We start from the raw sequence: 18,148 nt of genomic DNA, 5'->3' as shown, positions 1-18,148 counted from the left end.
GCCCCTGCCCCCTGAGGTGCGAGCGAAGCGAGCCACGAAGGGTCACCCGTAGATGGTCTGCCCGGTCTCGTCGGCCTCCTTGCCGATCCGACGGGCGAGGAAGAGTCCCTCGAGCGCGAGCTCGACCGCACTGGCACGCTCCCCGTCCGAGTCCGCTTCGAGGCGCTCGGCGATCTGGTCGAGAACGCCGGACGTGGTGTCCGGCGACGGGATGGAACCCAGCAGGTCGTCGGCACGCACCCGGTCGCCGGTGACCACCGGCTCGCCGTTCTCGAGGGCGGCGACGAGCGGCGCCATGTCGACGCCGCCGAGGTGGGCACGCACCGCGTCGGCGATGGACTTGCGCATCAGGTGCTCGAGGATCTCGAGTTCCCGGCCCTCTTCGCCGGACTCGAACTCGATCTTGCCGCGCAGCACCTCGATCACCGACTCGAGATCGACCACGCGTGCCACCGCCTGGTCCTCGCCCGTCACCGTCGCCCGGTGAAGCGCCGCGGCCGCAACGGTTTCGGCACCGGCGATGGAGAAGCGGGCGGAGACTCCCGATCGCTGGTCGATCGACGGGTGGTCACGGGCGTAGCGGGTGAACCGCGCCAGGATCTCGGTGATGAAGGTCGGGACACTGGCGGTCAGATCCGCCTCCTGCTCGATCACCGACACCTCGTCGTCGAGCTCGAGCGGGTAGTGCGTCCGGATCTCGGCGCCGAAGCGGTCCTTGAGCGGGGTGATGATCCGGCCGCGGTTGGTGTAGTCCTCGGGGTTGGCACTGGCCATCACCAGGACGTCGAGCGGCAGTCGCAGGGTGTACCCGCGGACCTGGATGTCGCGCTCCTCCATCACGTTCAGCATCGACACCTGGATGCGCTCGGCGAGGTCGGGCAGCTCGTTGATGGCCACGATGCCGCGGTGCGAGCGCGGGATGAGCCCGAAGTGGATCGTCTCCGGGTCGCCGAGGCTGCGACCCTCGGCGACCTTCATCGGGTCGATGTCACCGACGAGGTCGGCCACGGAGGTGTCCGGCGTGGCCAGCTTCTCGCTGTAGCGCTGCGAACGGTGACGCCACTCGATCGGCAGATCGTCGAGCAGGTTGGCGGCCTTCCGAATCGACCCGGGGGTGATGGGTTCGTAGGGATGCTCGGCCAGCTCGGAACCCGCGATGACCGGCGTCCACTCGTCGAGGAGCCCGACGAGGGTGCGCAGGATGCGGGTCTTGCCCTGGCCGCGCTCGCCGAGCATGACGACGTCGTGGCCGGCGATCAGGGCCCGTTCCAACTGCGGGATGACCGTCGCCTCGAAGCCCACGATGCCCGGCCAGGGGTCGCGCCCCTCGCGGAGTGCGGACAGGAGGTTGTTGCGGATCTCGTCGCGCACACTGCGCTGCACGTGACCGCTGGCACGCAGTTCACCCAGGGTTCGGGGTGACGGATGCCGGGTTTCGGTCGACTGGGAGCCATGCGTGGTGAAGTTGTCGTCTGGCACCTCATCGAGGCTACTCCGCGTTGTCGAGCGCGTGCTCGTCATCGCTCCTCGTCGCCGGCGTCCACCGCGGGTCCCGGCCGATGAATCCCATGAGGCGACTCACCGGGTCGACATCGGCGTCCACCTCGACCTTCGGACCGTACTGACCCGAACTGCGGAGGATGTCGTCGATGGACGCCATGCCCTCGAGCAGTTGTCCGGCGAATCCGGGGTCGAGGTCGGGGGTGACGCCCTGGGATCGGGCGAGATCCCACGTGTGCATGTACACGTCGGCGGTGTAGAACCGGTCGATTGCCTCGACGAGTCGATGCTCGCCCGCCATCGGGTGGGTGAACGTGTCCTCGGCGGTCGGTCCGTCGAGGAGTGCCTGCACCGAGGCGGCGTGCTGTGACCACGCCCCGGCCGGGTCGTCGGCGACAGCGGGTCCCGCGGGCAGGGCCACCCCACCGGCGGCGAGGAAGCCGGTGAACCAGTCGACGAGGTGGGCCACGACGTCGCGTGCCACCCACCCGTCGACCGGCGTCGGCACCTCCCAGTCGCGGACGTCGGCGATGGCCTCCGCGAAGTCGGAGGCCACCTCTCGGTGACGCGACGATGCATCCAGTTCCGGCAGGGTCACGCCGGACACGATCAGATCTCGCCCTCGGTGAGCATGCGGTCGAGTGCGGCGTATCCCTCGTTCACGCCGACCTCCATGCCCGAGGCGAGCCAACCGTCGCGCGCTTCGAAGCTGTCGCACAGCGATTGGGCGTGGAGCCGCGTCGTGCCGTCGCCCAGATCCTCGAACCACAGGGTCTCCAGCGACACCGCATCGGGCATGCCGAGGAAGGTGAACGTCTGCACGATCTTGTCTTCGCCCACGGTGTGGAAGCACCCGCGGAATCCGAACTCCTGCCCCTCGTGGGTGGAGACATAGCTCCAGCTGCCGCCGTCGCGGACGTCCCACTCGATGACCCGGCTGCTGATCGCGTCCGGCCCGACCCACCGGACGAAGAGTTCGGGGTCGGTGTGGGCCTTCATCAGCTGCGCGGGCGTCCCGCGGAAGTCGCGGGTGATCCGGATCAGCGGCACCTCCTGATCGGCTTCGATGGCGGCCTCGGGATAGCGGGTCTGGGTTGCGGTCATGACACCTTTCCTTCCTTGTGGAGTGGTTGTTCGACCTCGGGGTCCGACACCGTCGGATGCTGGGCCTCGGGGCCGTCGTTCATCTCGGCGAGCAACGCGTCGAGGCGCTGGTAGCGCTCCTCCGCCCGCTTCCGGTACCGCTCGATCCATTTGGTCATGAGGTCGAACACCTCTGCTTCCAGATGGACCGGACGGGTTTGGGCCTCCCGGGTTCGGGTCACCAGGCCGGCGTCCTGCAGCACCTTCAGGTGCTTCGAGACGGCCTGGATGCTGACGTCGTACGGTTCGGCGAGTTGGCTGACCGTCGCATCCGAGACCGCCAGCCGCGCAACCATGTCGCGCCGCGTCGGGTCCGCGAGTGCGGCGAACACCTTGGACAACTCGTCTGCCATCCGACCTCCTCAACCGTTTGGTTGAATACGATGGTGCGCCGGATCGTCGACCTTGTCAACCCCTCGGTTGAATAAGCTGGTCCCGGCTCGTGTACGACGCACTGAGTGGCATACGAGAACTCCCACCGCCGGCCGGGTGGCCGATGGTGGGAGTTCGGGATCGTCGGGACGTCGCGGTCAGGCAGGTCCGATGGGCGCCTCGCCGCGCAGGGTGATCCGGTGCATCACCCGGCGGGCGTCGCCGTAGTCGCGGTTCGCGTAGTGCAGCGTGTTCCGGTTGTCCCAGAGGACGAGATCGCCGAGACGCCAACGGTGCCGGACGATGTGTTCGGGCTTGGTGAGGTGTGCGTAGAGCAGGTCCAGGATGCCGCGGCTCTCCGCCTCGGAGACGCCGTCGATGTGCGACGTGAAACCGGGATTGACGAACAACGACTTCCGGCCCGTCTCGGGATGGATGCGCACCACCGGATGGGTGACCGGCACCAGCTCGGTGACCTCCTCACCGTCCCAGGTGTTGCCGCGGCCGTTGCGTCGTTGCTTGAGGTAGTAACCGAATTCGCGGTTGCCGTCGTGTACCGCGCTGAGTCCGTCGATCATCCGCCGAACCGGTTCCGACAGCGACTGGTACGCGAGCTCGGCGTCCGCCCAGTTGGTGTCACCGCCGTTGCGCGGCAACACAACCGGACGCAGGATCGAGCCCATCGGCGGACGCGGCATGAAGGTGACATCGGTGTGCCACACGTCGGCGAAGCCGTTGTCGGCGCTGTCGAGCGAGTAGACCTCGCCGGGGACGTCGCCGCTGTTCCACACCGGATGCCCGAAGGTCAGGTCTCCCAGCCGGTTTCCGAACCGGATGTGCGCCTCGTCGTCGAGGTGCTGATCGCGCAGGACGATGACCTTGTAGTCGATCAGCGCCCGGCGCAACGCGGACACCTGTGCGTCGGTGGCGGATGCGACATCGACGCCGCGGATCTCGGCACCGAAACTCGGGCCGAACTCGTCGATGTCGAATTCGACTCCGCCGGAGATGGTTCCGGCGTCAGGACGGTGCGTGGTGGCGACGGGGTGAGAGGTGGTGGTCATGAGGATTGTTCTCCAGGTCGATGAAGGCGGGGGTCGGAGCGGGGTGCGCCGGCGGCGAACCGTGGTGCGATCCGTCCGCCCAGTTCATCGAGTGGAGGGTGCCCTGGTGTGCGCTGATCGAGCCGAACGCGCCTCGCGCATTTCCGCTGGTTGAGCCGGCGAGGAGCGGAGCCGCCGGGCCGAGCAAGCGACGAAGGAGCGCGTCGAGGTCGACGAGCCGAGTCGAAGCCACTGCTGTGGCGGACGACGCTGGAACGGAGGACACCCCCACTTTCTAACCGGACGCCGCGCCACCGCACAGGGTTGAGCCCACGCTGAGGAAAAGGCCCGGCCGCTCATGCGACCGCGGCATCCTTCACCTCAGCATCTTTCACGGCGGCCTCCTTCACCGCGGCACCGATCTCGGCGCGCAGGGCGGCGTATTCGGGTGAACCGCGTAGTTCGTCGGGTTCGACGCCGGTGTGCGGCAACGTCGAGGTGAGGTCCAGTGCGACCTGTCCCGGTCGTTTGGTGAGCACGATGATCCGACTTCCCAGGAACGCTGCCTCGTCGGCGCTGTGGGTGACGAAGACGTTGGTGCGTCCGCTGTCCGCGCTCACCGCCCGCACATCCTCCTGCAACCGTTCCCGCGTGAGGGCGTCCAGCGCCGCGAACGGCTCGTCGAGCAGCAGCAACGGCGTATCGGCCGCCAGCGCACGGGCGATGGCCACCCGCTGCTGTTGCCCGCCGGAGATCTCCCAGATGCGCCGGCCGGCGGTGTCGTCCAGACCGACGCGTTCGAGGAGTTCGGCGCGGCGTGCCACCCGTTCGGATTTGGGGACCTTCGCGTACTTGAGCGCGAGATCGACGTTGCCGCCCACCGTCTTCCACGGGAACAGGCGCGGTTGCTGGAAGACGACCCCGGAGGTCACCCCGGGCACCGGGGCGCCTCCCGACACCTCCACCCTCCCCACCGTCGCGGGTTCGAACCCGGCGATGAGTCGCAGGAGGGTGGACTTGCCGCATCCGGACGCACCCACCAGCACCAGGAACTCGCCCGGCGGGACGTCCAGGTCGACCGGGCCGACCGCGGTCACGGCGTCCGCACCTGTCCCGTACCTCTGGGACACGTTGTGCAGACGGATCGAGCCGCGTCGCCCCTCGGGTCGGTCCGGCGGACTACTGCTGTTCGAGGACACCCGGCAATCCCTCTGTGTAGATGGCCTCGCGGAAGGTCTCGATCGGCGGTGCGGCCGGGATCTGCTGCTGCTCGGCGAGGAACACCGCCGCGCTGTGTAGGTTCTCGGAGAGATTGCCCGGGTTGCCCTGGGTACCGAGCCACGTCGGACTGGTCAGCTCCGCGACGGTGAGGAAGGTGCCCTGCTTCAACTGGTTGGCCGCATCCTCCGGGGTCGTGCCCAGCTGTGCGGCGACGGCGTCGGCAGCGGCCTGCGGGTCGTCCTTGATGAGGGTGAGTGCGCGGGCCTGGACCTGCCGCCAGGTGTTCACGACCTCCGGGTTCGCCGTCGCGAATTCACTGGAGACCACACCGAGGTCGAGCGTGGGCTTGCCCGCGGTGGCCAACTGCCGGCTGGCGATGAGAGTCGTTCCGTCCTGGCGCAATTCGTCGAGCGTGGGCAGCCAGGTGTAGACCGCGTCGACGTCGCCGCGCTGCCAGGCCGCCAGCGAGGCCTGCGGCTGCAGATCGATCAGGTTCACGTCCTTCGGGTTCACGCCGGCCTGGTCCAACGCGGCGAGCAGGCTGTAATGGGCGGTGGACGCGAACGCTGTCGCGACCCGCTTGCCCTTGAGATCGGCGACTGTCTCGATGCCGGTTCCGTTGCGCGCGACAAGGGCCTCGTTGTCGCCGGCGACGTCGAGCACGAAGGCCACCTGGTACGGGATGTTCAGCGGCGCGGACAGTCCACGGGCCACCGGGCTGGAGCCGATGGCGGCGAAGTCGACCTCCTTGGCGACGAACGCGGTGTTGATGTCGGCACCGGAGTCGAACTTGGTCCACTTGATGTTGTAGTCCGGCAGCGCTTCTTCGAGCCACCCGTTGTTCTTGACGATCAGGTCGCCGCTCGGGAACGACTGGTAGGCGAGCCGGATCGTCGGCTTGCTGCCGTCCCCGGAGTTGTCGACCGAGCAACCGGCGAGCACCAACGCCACTGCGGCGATCATCCCGAGCACCGCACCGAAGCGCGACCGGCGCAGCCGGTACGAACCGGACCCCTTGCGTGTGATTGTCATGTCTTTCAGGCCTTTCCGCGCCACGGCACCACTCGGTGCTCGACTGTTCGTAGGAGCCCGTCGATGATCAGTCCGGACAGACCGATGGCGATGATGCCGACCAGGACGACGGGGGTGTTGTTGTAGTTGCTGGCGTCCTTGACCACGCCACCGATTCCGGGGATGCCGTTGAACAGCTCGGCCGCGACCACGGAGGAATACGCGATGCCGACCGAAAGCCTTACGCCGGTGAAGGTCTCGGGCAGCGCCGACGGTACGACGACGTCGCGGATCACCTCGGACCGCGAGGCCCCGAGCGCGCGCGCCGCCTCGATGAGACTCACCGGCGCGGCACTGACGGCGGCGGTGGTCGCCACCGCCGCGGGCGGTAGCGCGGCCAATGCCAGCAGCGTGATCTTCGGCGCTTCGTCGATGCCGAGCCAGATGACCAACAGGAAGAAGTAGGCCAGCGGCGGTAGAGCGCGCAGGAACGTGAGCCACGGTTCGAGCAGGCGTCGGAACCACCCCACCGTTCCCATCGCCAGACCGAGCAGCACGCCGAGGATCACGCCGATCGCCACACCTGCGAAGACCCGGCGCAGCGTCATGTATAGGTGTTCCCACCAGTAATAGTCGGCATAGCCGCGGACTCCGTCGTGCGTCGTGGACATGTCGACAAAGGCCTGCCACACGGTGCCCAGGCGCGGCACGAAGGTCTCACTCCAGATCCCGCTGACGGCGACGACCTGCCACACGGCGGCGAACAGCACCACCGAGAGCAACGGGAGTCCCACCCGGGTCAACAGCGATCGCGCGCGAGACGAACCGCCGGGCGACGTGCGCTCCGCCCCACCACCCGCTTCGTCCGGGGTGATGTCCACAAACAAGGTCACCGTGCATGTCTAGACATCGCGAACCCCGGCGACCAGAGTTTTCCTCTCCGAGAGGAAAACTCCTGTCGGATGCATACGGATCCGGCGCGATGTGCATGTGGCGTGGGGTTTCGCTGGTCGCGTCCGTGTGGAAGTTGCCTAGAACACGAACTGCGCGGCCACCTCGGCGACACCGGCCAGCGCGGACTGGACGCGAGCGTGTAGCGCGACTCCGGCGGCTGTCCATCCGGGTTCGTCGTCGAGGTCGGCGTCGTGTGGACGCGCGTTCCACACGTCGTTCCACTCGGTGAGCTCCGCTGCCAGCTCGGGGTCGAGGCCCAGGCGCAATGGGTCGGCGGGGTAGTTCTCGGTGAAGTTCTCCCAGAGTGGTCCGGCGCCCCACTCGGGGAACATGCGGATGAGCCGCAGGCCGTCGGGAAGCACCACCGGTCGTGACTCTGCGGAGCGGGAGGCAAGATATCGCAGTTGCATCTCGGCTCGCCCTGCCCGCTCGACCCGTGTTCGAGCGGGCTCCCGATAGTCGTACCCCGACAGCCACACCAATCGCTCATGGTCGGCTCGATCGTCGACGACGACAGCGAGCGACCACAACTTGCCCTGATCGGTGAAGAAGTAATCGGCGTCCGAGATCACCGTCGTCACATCACATCCGGAGTAGTCGAGGACCTCCGCGCGGTGGCCGGCCCCGTCGTACTCGAAACCGAAGAGTCTCAACGGTGTCTCGTCACCGGCGTCATCGCCACCCGACCGCGCTGTGTTGCTGTTCGTCATCTCTTCACACCCCCGATCGGTGAGCATCTCTCACACATCCAGCCGCCCTAAGCGACAAACCCTTGCGACCGAGGTGCACGACAAGACGCCTGCGCGTCCGAGGTGCGGGAAGCGTACGCATGCTTCCTGATCCGAAAGAACCGCAAACCCCTGGTCCCTGAGGTGCGAGGAGCGCAAGCCGCCGGGCCGAGCAAGCGACGAAGGAGCGCGTCGAGGTCGACGAGCCACGAAGGGCCCTGATGAGGCACCTTGCGAGCCCTTCGTGGCAGTGAGAATGGGTGTGGGTGGTTGACCGGGTTTGGGTCTGACTTACTTCGTGGCTGACGGTGCTGTCATGGGCGAGATGTGTCGGCCCAGAACTTCGGTCGATCACCTGCACCAAGTGACCTTGAGGGCCGGGGCGGGTGTGACCTGATTAGGACCCTGTCTGGCTGGTAGGCCGTGACTCTTCACTGTCCTGTCCACCCGCCCCGGTGAGGTCATCCCACACCGCAGTGAAGGAGACACCGCCAGAATGGCTGAGACAGCAGTGACCACGCAAGTGGTCGTACTCGGAGTCGACACCCATCAACAGACCCATCACGCCGCGATCGTCGCCACCGACGGCCGCCCGCTGGCCGATCGCGAGTTCCCGACCACCACCGCCGGCTACACCCAGTTGTGGCAGTGGGCGTGTGGCTTCGGCCGCGTCGAGGATGCCGCGGTGGAATCGAGCCCCTCCTATGGGGCCGGGTTGACCCGCATGCTCACCGCTGAAGGGGTGCGAGTGATCGAGGTCAACACCCCCGATCTGCCGCGCCGCTACGCCCACGGTAAGACCGATCAACTCGATGCCTACGCCGCGGCGATGGCCGTCATCACCGGCCGCGCCACCGCGGTGGCCAAAGACACCCGCGGCGCGGTCGAATCTGTTCGGATGCTCACCGTGGCAAGGGCTTCGGCCGTCGCAGAGGCCACCCGGATCGGTAACCAGATCCGTGACCTGTGTACCACCGCACCAGCCGAGCACGCCGATCAAGCGCGCCAGGCCCGCACCATCGCCAAGCGGGCAGCATTCATCACAGACTTGCCGGTACCAGCCGAGAAAGCTGGTCTGTCCGCGCCGGCCGCGGCGTTCGTGCGCGCGGCGCGGTCGCTGCTCGACCGACACCGACTCGCCCAACAACAAGCCCGGTCCTTGGCCCGCGAACTCACACGACTGCTGAGCAAGCTGGTACCCACCCTGCTCTCGCGCCCGCAGATCGGGCCGATCACCGCCGCCCGCCTGGTGATCACCGCCGGTGACAACGTCGAGCGGATGGGCACCGAGGCACGGTTCGCCAAACTCGTCGGCGCCGCCCCGTTACCGGCATCCTCAGGCAAAACCAGCCGCCACCGACTCAACCGGGGCGGGGACCGGCAAGCCAACAGCGCTCTGCACATGATCGCGGTCGGACGCATGAAATCCCACGCCCCCACCCGCGCCTACGTCGAACGCCGCTCCGCCGAACACAAAACGAAGAAAGACATCCTCCGCTGCCTCAAGCGATACATCGCCCGCGAAGTGTTCCGCGACCTCACCACCGACCTCGGAGCACTTGACAAGCTATAGGACCCTCTCGCTTCGCTCGCACCTCAGCATGCAGAAGTCTGGACGCTCACGAGTGTTTTTCGTAGTCCACAACGGCCGCCAGGCCGTACCTACTGAGGTGCAAGAAACGAACCCTCCCCCGCTCCCCGAGACGGGAGAAGCGCAAGCACCGACCCCCTCCGTCCCCCGAGGCGCGACGAGCGCAAGCGACGAGCCTCGAAGGGGTCTACACCCCAGGCCGAACTCAAAACCGCTCGCAATCAGGCCGATCGAACGTGAACCGAAATGCGGGACGAGTGTGACTGGAGTACACCTTGTCAACAATCCACGCCCACCCAACGCGAATCGACGCACAGACGACGAAATATGCTGCACAGTCGATGAATTCGTGGTTCTCGGCCTGTGGAATTTTCTCGAAATCGAACGAATGTTCCTGTACCTTGGAGTCATGCCAGAGCTCGCCACTCTCCTCGATCAGCTCATCGAAACCACACCACCCGCCGATGACCCCACGGGCAGAGCGACGTTCGACGCCCTCGAGACGCTGCGTTTGATCCGCAACACCGTCGACCACCAGATCGTCACCCACACAGCGCAACTCGACGACCTCCGTGTCGCCCAGAAAGCGGGCAGCACCACCAAGAAACTGCTGATCGAGTCAGGCCATGCCCCGGTCGCCGCTCTTCGCACCATGCGGAGTGTCGATGCCCTGCCGACGTTGCCGGCCCTGGCGAGTCACGCGGCCGACGGGCGGCTGTCCAGCGAGATCGTCGACGCCATCGTCCGAGGCATGCACCAGATCGACAAGCGTTGTGGTGAGGCGCTTTCCGACGACAAGCGCTCACGGTATGAGCTCGAACTCATCGCCCAAGCACTGTCCGGTGCGACGCCGCCGCAAGTACTCAAGCATGCCCGAGCCATCGTCAACACTCTGGCGGACGCCTCCGACACCAGCGTACCGGCCGCCGACGACCCATCGCTGAACGCGGTCAACGCCCACACCACCGACGACGGCCGCGTCGAAATCCGGGCCGACCTCACCCAGATCGTCGGCGAGAAGTTCCTGGCCATGATCGACGAACGATCGTGTCCACGGCCCGAACCCGACGGAGCCGAAGATCGACGAACCGCCGAGCAGCGCCGTGCCGACGCTTTCGAACTGATCCTCGACCAAGCAGCGATCGGCGCGACCATCGACACCGTCGGAAGCCCACGCACGCAACTGATGCTGACCATCCCCGCCACCGGAGAACTCGCAACGCTGCCGTGGACCGGGACGGTCAGCCATGCCACCGCGAAACAGGTCTCCTGCGACGGATCCCTGATCGAGATCGTCCTCGACAGTGAGGGCGTACCGCTGCAGATGGGCCACACCCGTCGGTTGTATCCGGCACACCTCCGCAAAGCAATCATCGTCCGCGACGCCTGCTGTATCAAATGTGGTGCACCACCGTCATATACCCAGGTCCACCACATCCAGCCATGGGCCGACGGTGGACCCACCGACCTCGACAACGGCTGTTTGCTGTGTCAGCGCTGCCATACGCAAGTCCACCACCACGGCTGGGACATCGTGATGGGTTTCGACCGTCATCCCTGGCTTGTCCCACCCGCGACCATCGATCCGCGGCGCCGACCACTACCCGCCTACAACCGACGCACCATGCGACTCGACGACGCCGCCTGACCGCTGCCGCCACAGACCACCAGACTTTCGCGTAGCAGCCTCGCTCCCGGCGCCCGCCCGGGACCGCATCCGTCCCTTGACAACTCCACAGCGACACTGCAGTCGGCTCCGTTCCTGGTCGGATCGTGGACCGGGAACGGGGCCGTACTGTGAAACCCTCGCCGCTACCCCGCCCTTGCACCTGGACCACATGCGGGCTGACGGCCGCCGTGAACTGCCGAATGGGCTGCCGCCCCGTCAGTGGGCCGCGATACTTCCGACTGCGGCAAATCGATGTCCGGTAGCGCACCCTGTTGGGCAGCTTCACCTGCAGGCCGAAGTTGCTCTTAGACAACTGCGCCCAATGGAAAGACCGGCATCGCTGTATGCCCGTGCCCCCGACATTGAAGCGCTCCTTCGGCCGAACGTGCGCTACTGACAACATACGCAACCGATCCGAGGAAGCGTGGCTGCCCCACCCCCGGCCGCAAGGCTCAACCGAGGAGCGCAGTCGACCTCGACCGGCGGGACTGTCTCGCATACCTGCCCCGACTTGTGACCGACAGACTTCAACTCGACTCCCAGACCTCGATCGAAGTCTGCCGGTCGAGTTGAAGCTTGCCGGTCGCCGGACCCTTCGTGGCTCGTCGCTGCGCTCCTCGCACCTCAGGGAGCAGGGGCTGACGCGCCCTCCGCAAGCTCCGGACGCACCTCAGGGAGCAGGGGCTGACGCGCCCTCCGCAAGCTCCGGACGCACCTCAGGGAGCAGGGGCTGACGCGCCCTCCGCAAGCTCCGGACGCACCTCAGGGAGCAGGGGCTGCCGCGGGCACACCGACGACAACCGCCTGCTCATCACGCCGACGTCAGCTGACCGCGAGCCACGCCGCGAGTCCGAGCCCGCACACCCCGACCACGATCCGGAGCGGCCCGGGCGGCAGCCGTTTCACGACAGGCGGGCCGCACCACCCGCCGGCAAGACAGCCGACGGCCATGGCGAGCGCCGCCCACCAGTCGACGGGACCCCAGATCATGAAGCCGATGGCGGCGATCGTGTTGGCGATGCCGAGGAACAACGACTTGGACAACGCTGCGCGCCACAATGGTTCGCTGGTCACCACGAGCATGAGCGCGAGAATCATGATGCCGGCGCCCGCCCCGAAGTACCCGCCGTACACCGAGATCAGCGTCAGGCCCAGGATGAACACCCAGGGACGCTCGGCGTGCGAGGTGGCCCACCGCCGCAGAACCGGTTGCGCCAACAGGGCGATCGCGGCGATCGCCACCAGGAACGGCACGACGGCCTCGAACGCCTCGGCCGGCGTCGACAACAACAGCACCGCCCCGACCGTGCCGCCGATGAGCGCGGCGATCGCGCCGATGGTCAGCCGCCTGCGGTCACCGTCGAGGAGGGAGCGTCCCGACTGTGCGGTACTGCCCACCCCGACGGCGACCAGCGCGACCGTGTTCGTGACATTGGCCGCGATCGGACTGAGTCCGACGGCGAGCAGTGCGGGATAGCTGACGATCGACGCCAGCCCGGTGATGTAGCCGATCAGGCCGGCGCCGAAACCGGCGACGACCAGTAGAGCGAGCTCAGTGAGCGAAATGACGCGCCCCGGTGAGGTAGAGCGTCACGCCCGCCTCGTCGGCCGCCTCGATCACCTCGTTGTCGCGAATCGAACCGCCCGGCTGCGCAACGGCTTTCACCCCGGCCGACAGCAGTACCTGCAGTCCGTCCGGAAAGGGGAAGAACGCGTCCGACGCCCCGACGCTCCCCGCTGCACGGTCACCGGCGCGTTGCACGGCCAGGTGCGCGGAGTCGACGCGATTGACCTGGCCCATGCCGACGCCGACCGACGCACCGTCGGACGCCAGCAGGATGGCGTTGGACTTGACCGAACGGCACGCACGCCAGGCGAACTCGAGGTCGGCAAGGGTCTGGTTGTCGGCCGGCGGACCCGCCACGAGGTTCCAGTTGGCCGGATTGTCGCCGTCGGCGTCGAGGACGTCGCGCTGCTGCATCAGCAGTCCGCCCGACACCGGCTTCGTCTCGATCCCGGTCGCCGCCGGCGGGGTGGCCACCAGGACGCGGATGTTCTTCTTACGGGTCAGCACCGAGAGCGCACCGTCGGCGAAGCCGGGCGCGACGATCACCTCGGTGAAGATCTCGGCGACCTGCTCGGCCATCGCCACGGTGATCTCACGATTCGCCGCGATCACGCCGCCGTAGGCGCTGACCGGATCGCACGCGTGCGCCTTGCGATGCGCCTCCGCGATGTCGGCGCCGATGGCGATGCCACACGGGTTGGCGTGCTTGATGATCGCGACCGCCGGGGCATCGAAGTCGTAGGCGGCGCGCCACGCGGCATCGGCGTCGGTGTAGTTGTTGTAACTCATCTCCTTGCCGTGGAGCTGCTCGGCGGTCGCAACCCCGCCGGCCCCGGCGTTACCGACATACAGTGCGGCCGGCTGGTGCGGGTTCTCGCCGTAACGCAGCACCGCGGAGCGGGTCCAGGTCGCACCGGCCCACGCCGGGAACTGCGACTCGTCCTCGGGCGCAACCACACTCGACATCCACGACGCGACCGCGACGTCATAGTCCGCGGTGTGCCGGAAAGCCTTTGCCGCAAGCTTCTTCCGGTCGACGAGCGAGAACCCGTCGGCCGTGAGGGCCTCGGTCACCAGCGAGTAGTCATCGGGATCGACCACGACGGCGACCGACGGGTGGTTCTTCGCGGCCCCACGCACCATCGACGGGCCGCCGATGTCGATTTGCTCGATGCACTCGTCCGGAGTCGCACCGGACGCCACCGTCTCGGTGAACGGATAGAGATTGACGACGACGAGATCGAATGCGGCGACGCCCAGTTCGTCGAGCTGAGCCACATGATCGGACTTACGGGTATCGGCGAGGATGCCCGCGTGCACCTTGGGGTGCAGGGTCTTGACGCGGCCGTCGAGGCACTCGGGGAAGCCCGTCAGCGTGGACACCTCCACGACCGGCACGCCCGCGCCGGCGATGGTCTTCGCGGTGGACCCGGTGGACACGATCTCCACTCCGGCCGCGTGTAGTGCCGTCGCGAGGTCGGCGAGACCGCTCTTGTCGTAGACACTCACCAGCGCGCGCCGAATCGGTCGACGAGAGCTGTCAGAGCTGGGTGCGTTCACGGGATGCGGGCCTTTCGTCCATCGATGACTACTCCTCGGGTGACCAGTGCGGTCACCACGTCGGCGAGCAACACACGCTCAACCGTCTTGATGCGTTCGTGCAGGGTGTCGACCGTGTCGTCGTCGTCGACGGTGACCACTCGTTGCGCGAGGATCGGGCCGGTGTCGACGCCTTCGTCGACCAGATGCACCGTCGCGCCCGTGACCTTGACGCCGTAGTCGAGCGCCTCGACGACACCGTGGGCGCCCGGGAACGCGGGTAGCAGCGCTGGATGACTGTTGACGACGCGACCGCCGAACCGGCCGAGAAAAGCCGGGCCGAGGATCTTCATGAAACCGGCGGTCACCACCCACTCCGGCTCGATCGCGGCGACCTCGTCGGTCAGCGCACGATCCCACGTCGCACGGTCGGCGTGGTCGGCGACACGGCAGGTGATGAGCGGGATGTCGTGGCGCTGCGCGACCTCTTGCGCCCGGCACGAGCGGTCGACCACGATCGCCGCGACACGGAACGGGGCATCCTCGTCACCGGCGCGCGCGATCAGCGATTCCAGCAGCGAACCGGTGCCCGACGCCATCACCACCAGCGGGGTGCGACCAGGTGCCGTCGGGGATGTCACGTCGTCGAGACTAATCGCCGCACGTTGGGCCGCCCGCGCCGGGTGGCGCCGCCGGGGCACGCCCGGGAAGCGCGCTGTCAGCGTTGCCGTGAGGCCCCGTGCGAACCGGGATGGAGGTCGTGATCCACGTCGACGGCGAGATCCGCCACGTCGAGATCGTCGTCGTACACGCGGTTCTTCGCCGGCGCGCGCCCGGATGCGGTGTCGAGATCGGAGTCGTCCGGGTCCGACGCGGCGACGTTCTCCGCGTCGTCGTCCGCGAGGTCAGCGTCCCCGAATTCACCGTCGTCGAACTCACCGTCGTCGTAGTCCGAGTCCTCGTACTCGCCGTCCTCGAATTCGCCGTCCTCGACCTCTGAGTACTCGGCGTACTCGTCGTCCTCGTCCAGATCGGTGACGATGACGTATTCGTCCTCGTAACCGAGGTCGAGTGGATCCTCGAAGTACTCCTCGCCGACAGCGAGACGTGCCGCTCGGGTCGACGGCAGGAAGGCGTAGACGAGCACGATGAGCAGGCCGACGACCGCGATCCAACCCAGTGTGAAGACCCCGGCCGCCGACACCGTCACGACGACCTCGCCGAACTCCCCCAGCGTTCCACCCGCCGAGACGGTGAGAACGGCGACCACCGAAGCCGCGACCGCCGCGGCGACACCCACCGAACGCACGTGGGCCATGGGATCGAGGTCGCGGCATCGCCAGCCGACGAACGCGGCGACACCGGCCGGCACGAGCAGTCCGACGAATCCCCATGCCCCGGCACCCGGCCCGTCGGGAAGGACCGCGAGAACCGGGACGGGCGGGACGGCGTCACCGCGGACCGTGAACAGGTCGACCGTCGTCGCACCGATCTGGACGTCGGAACCCACGAGCACCGCCATCGCGGCGACCATCACGTTCGGGAGGTAGAGCATCGACAGCAGGGTGAGTCCCAGGAACCCGTCGAAGTCGTAACCGGTTTCGATCAGTTCACCGATCTGCCCGTGCCTCATCAACATTCGCAGACACACCAGCACGGCTCCGGCCACCAGTAGCAGCAGCGCCGCCACCAGCCCGTACCGGAAACCGCGACGATCGGCGTGGGTCACGCCCCCGCGGACGGCGAAGTCGCGTCGTCGGCTCCACACGACACCGGCGACCGCCGCACCGCCGTGTACGCCGAGGGTGTAGAGGAACGCGAGCAGTGCGTTGGGCGTCTGTACCGGCAGGACCGACCCGCCGTCCATGACGACCGCCAGGGACATCGCGGTGATGAGAACGGGGCCGATCACCGCCGAGAACACGACGGCGCCGAGGTCGAACAGGTCGTGCCGATCGCGTTCGTTCGAGTTCGTGCCACCGGCGACGGCCCGGGCCGTCAGCCAGGCAGTGCCGGCGGCGACCGCCAGCGTCGGCAACAGCGGCAGCACACCTACGGTGACCCCGCTGATCGTGACCGGCATCTGGTGGACGGCCAGCCAGCCCGAGGCGATCGCACTCGGCAGTCCGGTCAGGCCGCTGCCGGCCAGCAGCAGCACCGAGAGCATCACGACGATCAGCGTCACCAGTGCTATCGCGGGAACGGTGAACGCGACAACCGCGAGCTGCCGGGCCGAGCCCTCGGCCGCCGTGCGCTGCGCACGACGTGATCGCCGCAGGTTACGCAGCTGCGACGCCAGATTGTCCGTGGTCGGGTCCGACTTGAGGGAGGGCATCGTCATGAGCCTGACACGGTCCCGGCCGACGCCGTCGTAGACGCGCCGAGCGGCCTGCGAAAGGGAGTCAGCTCACCGCTGGACCGTCCGCACGACGACAGTGCCCCGCCGACCGATGGTCGACGGGGCACTGTGGGGGTTCTGTCAGTTGCCGCTGCCGGTGGGCGGCTCCGGCTTCTGGAAGACCGTGGTCGAGTGGTCTCCGGCCGGGGTGTCGGTGCCCGAGGGGCCAGCGGATCCACCGGGCGCGGCCGGGGATGCGCCCGAGGCGCCGGCCGCGTACTGGCCGGGACGGTAGTCCCCGTAGCCCGACTCGCCGTGACCGGAGGCCGATGCCGACGATTCGCTCGCACCGCCGGAGTAACCGCTCTGACCGGCGGTCGACGCGCCCGACGACTGCGAGTAGGCCGACGGGTCGTAGTTCGCCGACGACTGCTGGCCGTACTGAGCCTGCGCGCTGCCGGTGCCGTAGGCGGTGGTCTGCGCCTCACCGTAGCCACCGGTCTGCTGGTGAGCGCCGGTGTCGGACTGCGCGGCCGACGAGCCGGGGGCTACCGCGGCGGTCGCCGAGCCCACCGCGGGCGCCACCTTGATGACGCCGGCGTCGACGAGCAACCACACGACTGCGAGAACCGCGGACAGGAGGGTGAAGATCAGCAGCACGATCGCCCCGGCACCGTTGTCGTCGATGTTGAGGAACTGGAACAGCGTGATCAGGAACGAGGTGATCGCCAGCGACGCCACGATCGGCGCCGCAGGCACCTTGATGCCCGGGATCAGCGAGATGAGCGCCAGGATCCCGGCAACGCTGATCAGCGTGTACGGCGCGTTGTACTGGGTCTGGAACAGCTTGAGCGCGAAGTCATAGGTCTCGGCGGCGGACAGGAACCCGCTGAAGAGGACGATGAGGCCGAAGGCGCCGATCGCGGCGGCGAGGAGAACCGGGGTGATGGCCGGCAGTCCCTGACTCGGCGCCTTGGTCGGCTGCGGGGAATACCCATACTGGCCGTAGCCCTGCTGGCCCTGCTGGTCCTGGCCGTATCCGGGTTGGCCGTACCCCTGCTGGCCGTATCCCTGCTGGCCATATCCCTGCGCGGGGCTCTGGCCGTAGCCCGGTTGCCCCTGGCCGTAGGACTGTCCGCTCTGACCGTACTGCTGGCCCCCGTACTGCTGGGCCTGACCGTACTGATCGGAACCGGGCGCGGGGCCCGCCTGCGGACCCGTGTTGTGCGCGCCGGACTGGGGATATCCGGATTGATTGCCGTACTGGCCGTAGGACTGGCCGGACTCGGGCTGCTGCTGCCCGTAGCCGCCGGGTGGGTAGGTCATGACGATCTCCTGGTCGGGTCGGTCGGTCAGGATCAGCGGGTCGCGTCGAGGTGACGGCGTCCGGCCGTCGCCCCCCACGAGCGCAGAACTGTCGACCACGCTAGTACACATACCAGCCGGGTCCCATGACCCTTGCACATCGGGGT

At 67.6% G+C, this 18,148-nt stretch carries 16 protein-coding genes; 2 read left to right on the top strand and 14 right to left on the bottom strand.

Translation table 11 applies throughout. The features are described 5' to 3' along the window. Positions 1–42 precede the first annotated feature (42 nt). The 9 genes from Q9R39_RS09935 to Q9R39_RS09895 all read right to left on the bottom strand — a co-directional run bounded on the left by Q9R39_RS09935 (position 43) and on the right by Q9R39_RS09895 (position 7,954). Positions 43–1,521, bottom strand: a complete 1,479-nt coding sequence (locus Q9R39_RS09935) for a sigma 54-interacting transcriptional regulator (RefSeq protein WP_058251515.1) — start codon at positions 1,519–1,521, stop codon at positions 43–45. Further along, positions 1,490–2,098 (bottom strand): TIGR03086 family protein, encoded by a 609-nt coding sequence (locus Q9R39_RS09930; protein WP_311277417.1) that lies wholly within the window; start codon positions 2,096–2,098, stop codon positions 1,490–1,492. The genes Q9R39_RS09935 and Q9R39_RS09930 overlap by 32 nt, the downstream gene beginning before the upstream one ends. An 11-nt stretch (positions 2,099–2,109) precedes the next feature. After that, positions 2,110–2,604, bottom strand: a complete 495-nt coding sequence (locus tag Q9R39_RS09925; protein WP_058251516.1) for an SRPBCC domain-containing protein — start codon at positions 2,602–2,604, stop codon at positions 2,110–2,112. Further along, positions 2,601–2,996, bottom strand: coding sequence for a helix-turn-helix transcriptional regulator (locus tag Q9R39_RS09920; protein ID WP_058251517.1), 396 nt, complete (start codon positions 2,994–2,996; stop codon positions 2,601–2,603). Before Q9R39_RS09920 ends, Q9R39_RS09925 begins: the two co-directional genes overlap by 4 nt. A 177-nt stretch (positions 2,997–3,173) precedes the next feature. Then, entirely contained in the window at positions 3,174–4,079 is a 906-nt protein-coding gene (locus Q9R39_RS09915; protein ID WP_058251518.1) for a TauD/TfdA family dioxygenase, read from the bottom strand. Between the two features lie 335 nt (positions 4,080–4,414). Continuing rightward, complete coding sequence (locus tag Q9R39_RS09910; RefSeq protein WP_277244458.1) at positions 4,415–5,257, bottom strand: ABC transporter ATP-binding protein; 843 nt, start codon at positions 5,255–5,257, stop codon at positions 4,415–4,417. Then, complete coding sequence (locus Q9R39_RS09905; RefSeq protein ID WP_091344334.1) at positions 5,238–6,311, bottom strand: ABC transporter substrate-binding protein; 1,074 nt, start codon at positions 6,309–6,311, stop codon at positions 5,238–5,240. Before Q9R39_RS09905 ends, Q9R39_RS09910 begins: the two co-directional genes overlap by 20 nt. 5 nt (positions 6,312–6,316) lie before the next feature. After that, positions 6,317–7,183: an ABC transporter permease gene (locus tag Q9R39_RS09900; RefSeq protein WP_058251521.1), complete on the bottom strand. Its 867-nt coding sequence runs from the start codon at positions 7,181–7,183 to the stop codon at positions 6,317–6,319. A 138-nt stretch (positions 7,184–7,321) separates the two neighbouring features. Then, on the bottom strand, positions 7,322–7,954 hold the full coding sequence (locus Q9R39_RS09895; protein WP_311277416.1) for a hypothetical protein: 633 nt from the start codon (positions 7,952–7,954) through the stop codon (positions 7,322–7,324). 514 nt (positions 7,955–8,468) lie between these two features. On the opposite strand from Q9R39_RS09895, the gene Q9R39_RS09890 reads away from it, so the two are divergent. Further along, positions 8,469–9,545, top strand: coding sequence for an IS110 family transposase (locus Q9R39_RS09890; RefSeq protein WP_311277415.1), 1,077 nt, complete (start codon positions 8,469–8,471; stop codon positions 9,543–9,545). 406 nt (positions 9,546–9,951) lie between these two features. Then, complete coding sequence (locus tag Q9R39_RS09885; protein ID WP_247451728.1) at positions 9,952–11,211, top strand: HNH endonuclease signature motif containing protein; 1,260 nt, start codon at positions 9,952–9,954, stop codon at positions 11,209–11,211. An 843-nt stretch (positions 11,212–12,054) separates the two neighbouring features. Here Q9R39_RS09885 and Q9R39_RS09880 read toward each other — a convergent pair. From Q9R39_RS09880 to Q9R39_RS09860, 5 genes are all read right to left on the bottom strand, one after another. Next, a complete protein-coding gene (locus Q9R39_RS09880) occupies positions 12,055–12,798 on the bottom strand; it encodes a sulfite exporter TauE/SafE family protein (RefSeq protein ID WP_082652915.1) in 744 nt (247 codons plus the stop codon). After that, positions 12,785–14,359, bottom strand: coding sequence for a bifunctional phosphoribosylaminoimidazolecarboxamide formyltransferase/IMP cyclohydrolase (gene purH / locus Q9R39_RS09875; RefSeq protein WP_058251525.1), 1,575 nt, complete (start codon positions 14,357–14,359; stop codon positions 12,785–12,787). The genes Q9R39_RS09880 and purH overlap by 14 nt, the downstream gene beginning before the upstream one ends. After that, a complete protein-coding gene (purN, locus tag Q9R39_RS09870; protein ID WP_058251526.1) occupies positions 14,356–14,979 on the bottom strand; it encodes a phosphoribosylglycinamide formyltransferase in 624 nt (207 codons plus the stop codon). The genes purH and purN overlap by 4 nt, the downstream gene beginning before the upstream one ends. A 77-nt stretch (positions 14,980–15,056) precedes the next feature. After that, a complete protein-coding gene (locus Q9R39_RS09865; RefSeq protein ID WP_247451725.1) occupies positions 15,057–16,673 on the bottom strand; it encodes a DUF6350 family protein in 1,617 nt (538 codons plus the stop codon). Positions 16,674–16,817: 144 nt separating this feature from the next. Next, positions 16,818–18,002: a DUF5336 domain-containing protein gene (locus tag Q9R39_RS09860; RefSeq protein ID WP_247452068.1), complete on the bottom strand. Its 1,185-nt coding sequence runs from the start codon at positions 18,000–18,002 to the stop codon at positions 16,818–16,820. Between the last annotated feature and the right edge of the window lie 146 nt (positions 18,003–18,148).

The organism is Gordonia sp. AC31, assembly GCF_031844505.1.
In the GTDB taxonomy this organism is placed as follows: Bacteria; Actinomycetota; Actinomycetes; order Mycobacteriales; family Mycobacteriaceae; genus Gordonia; species Gordonia hongkongensis.
This window is presented reverse-complemented; position numbering and strand designations above follow the sequence as displayed.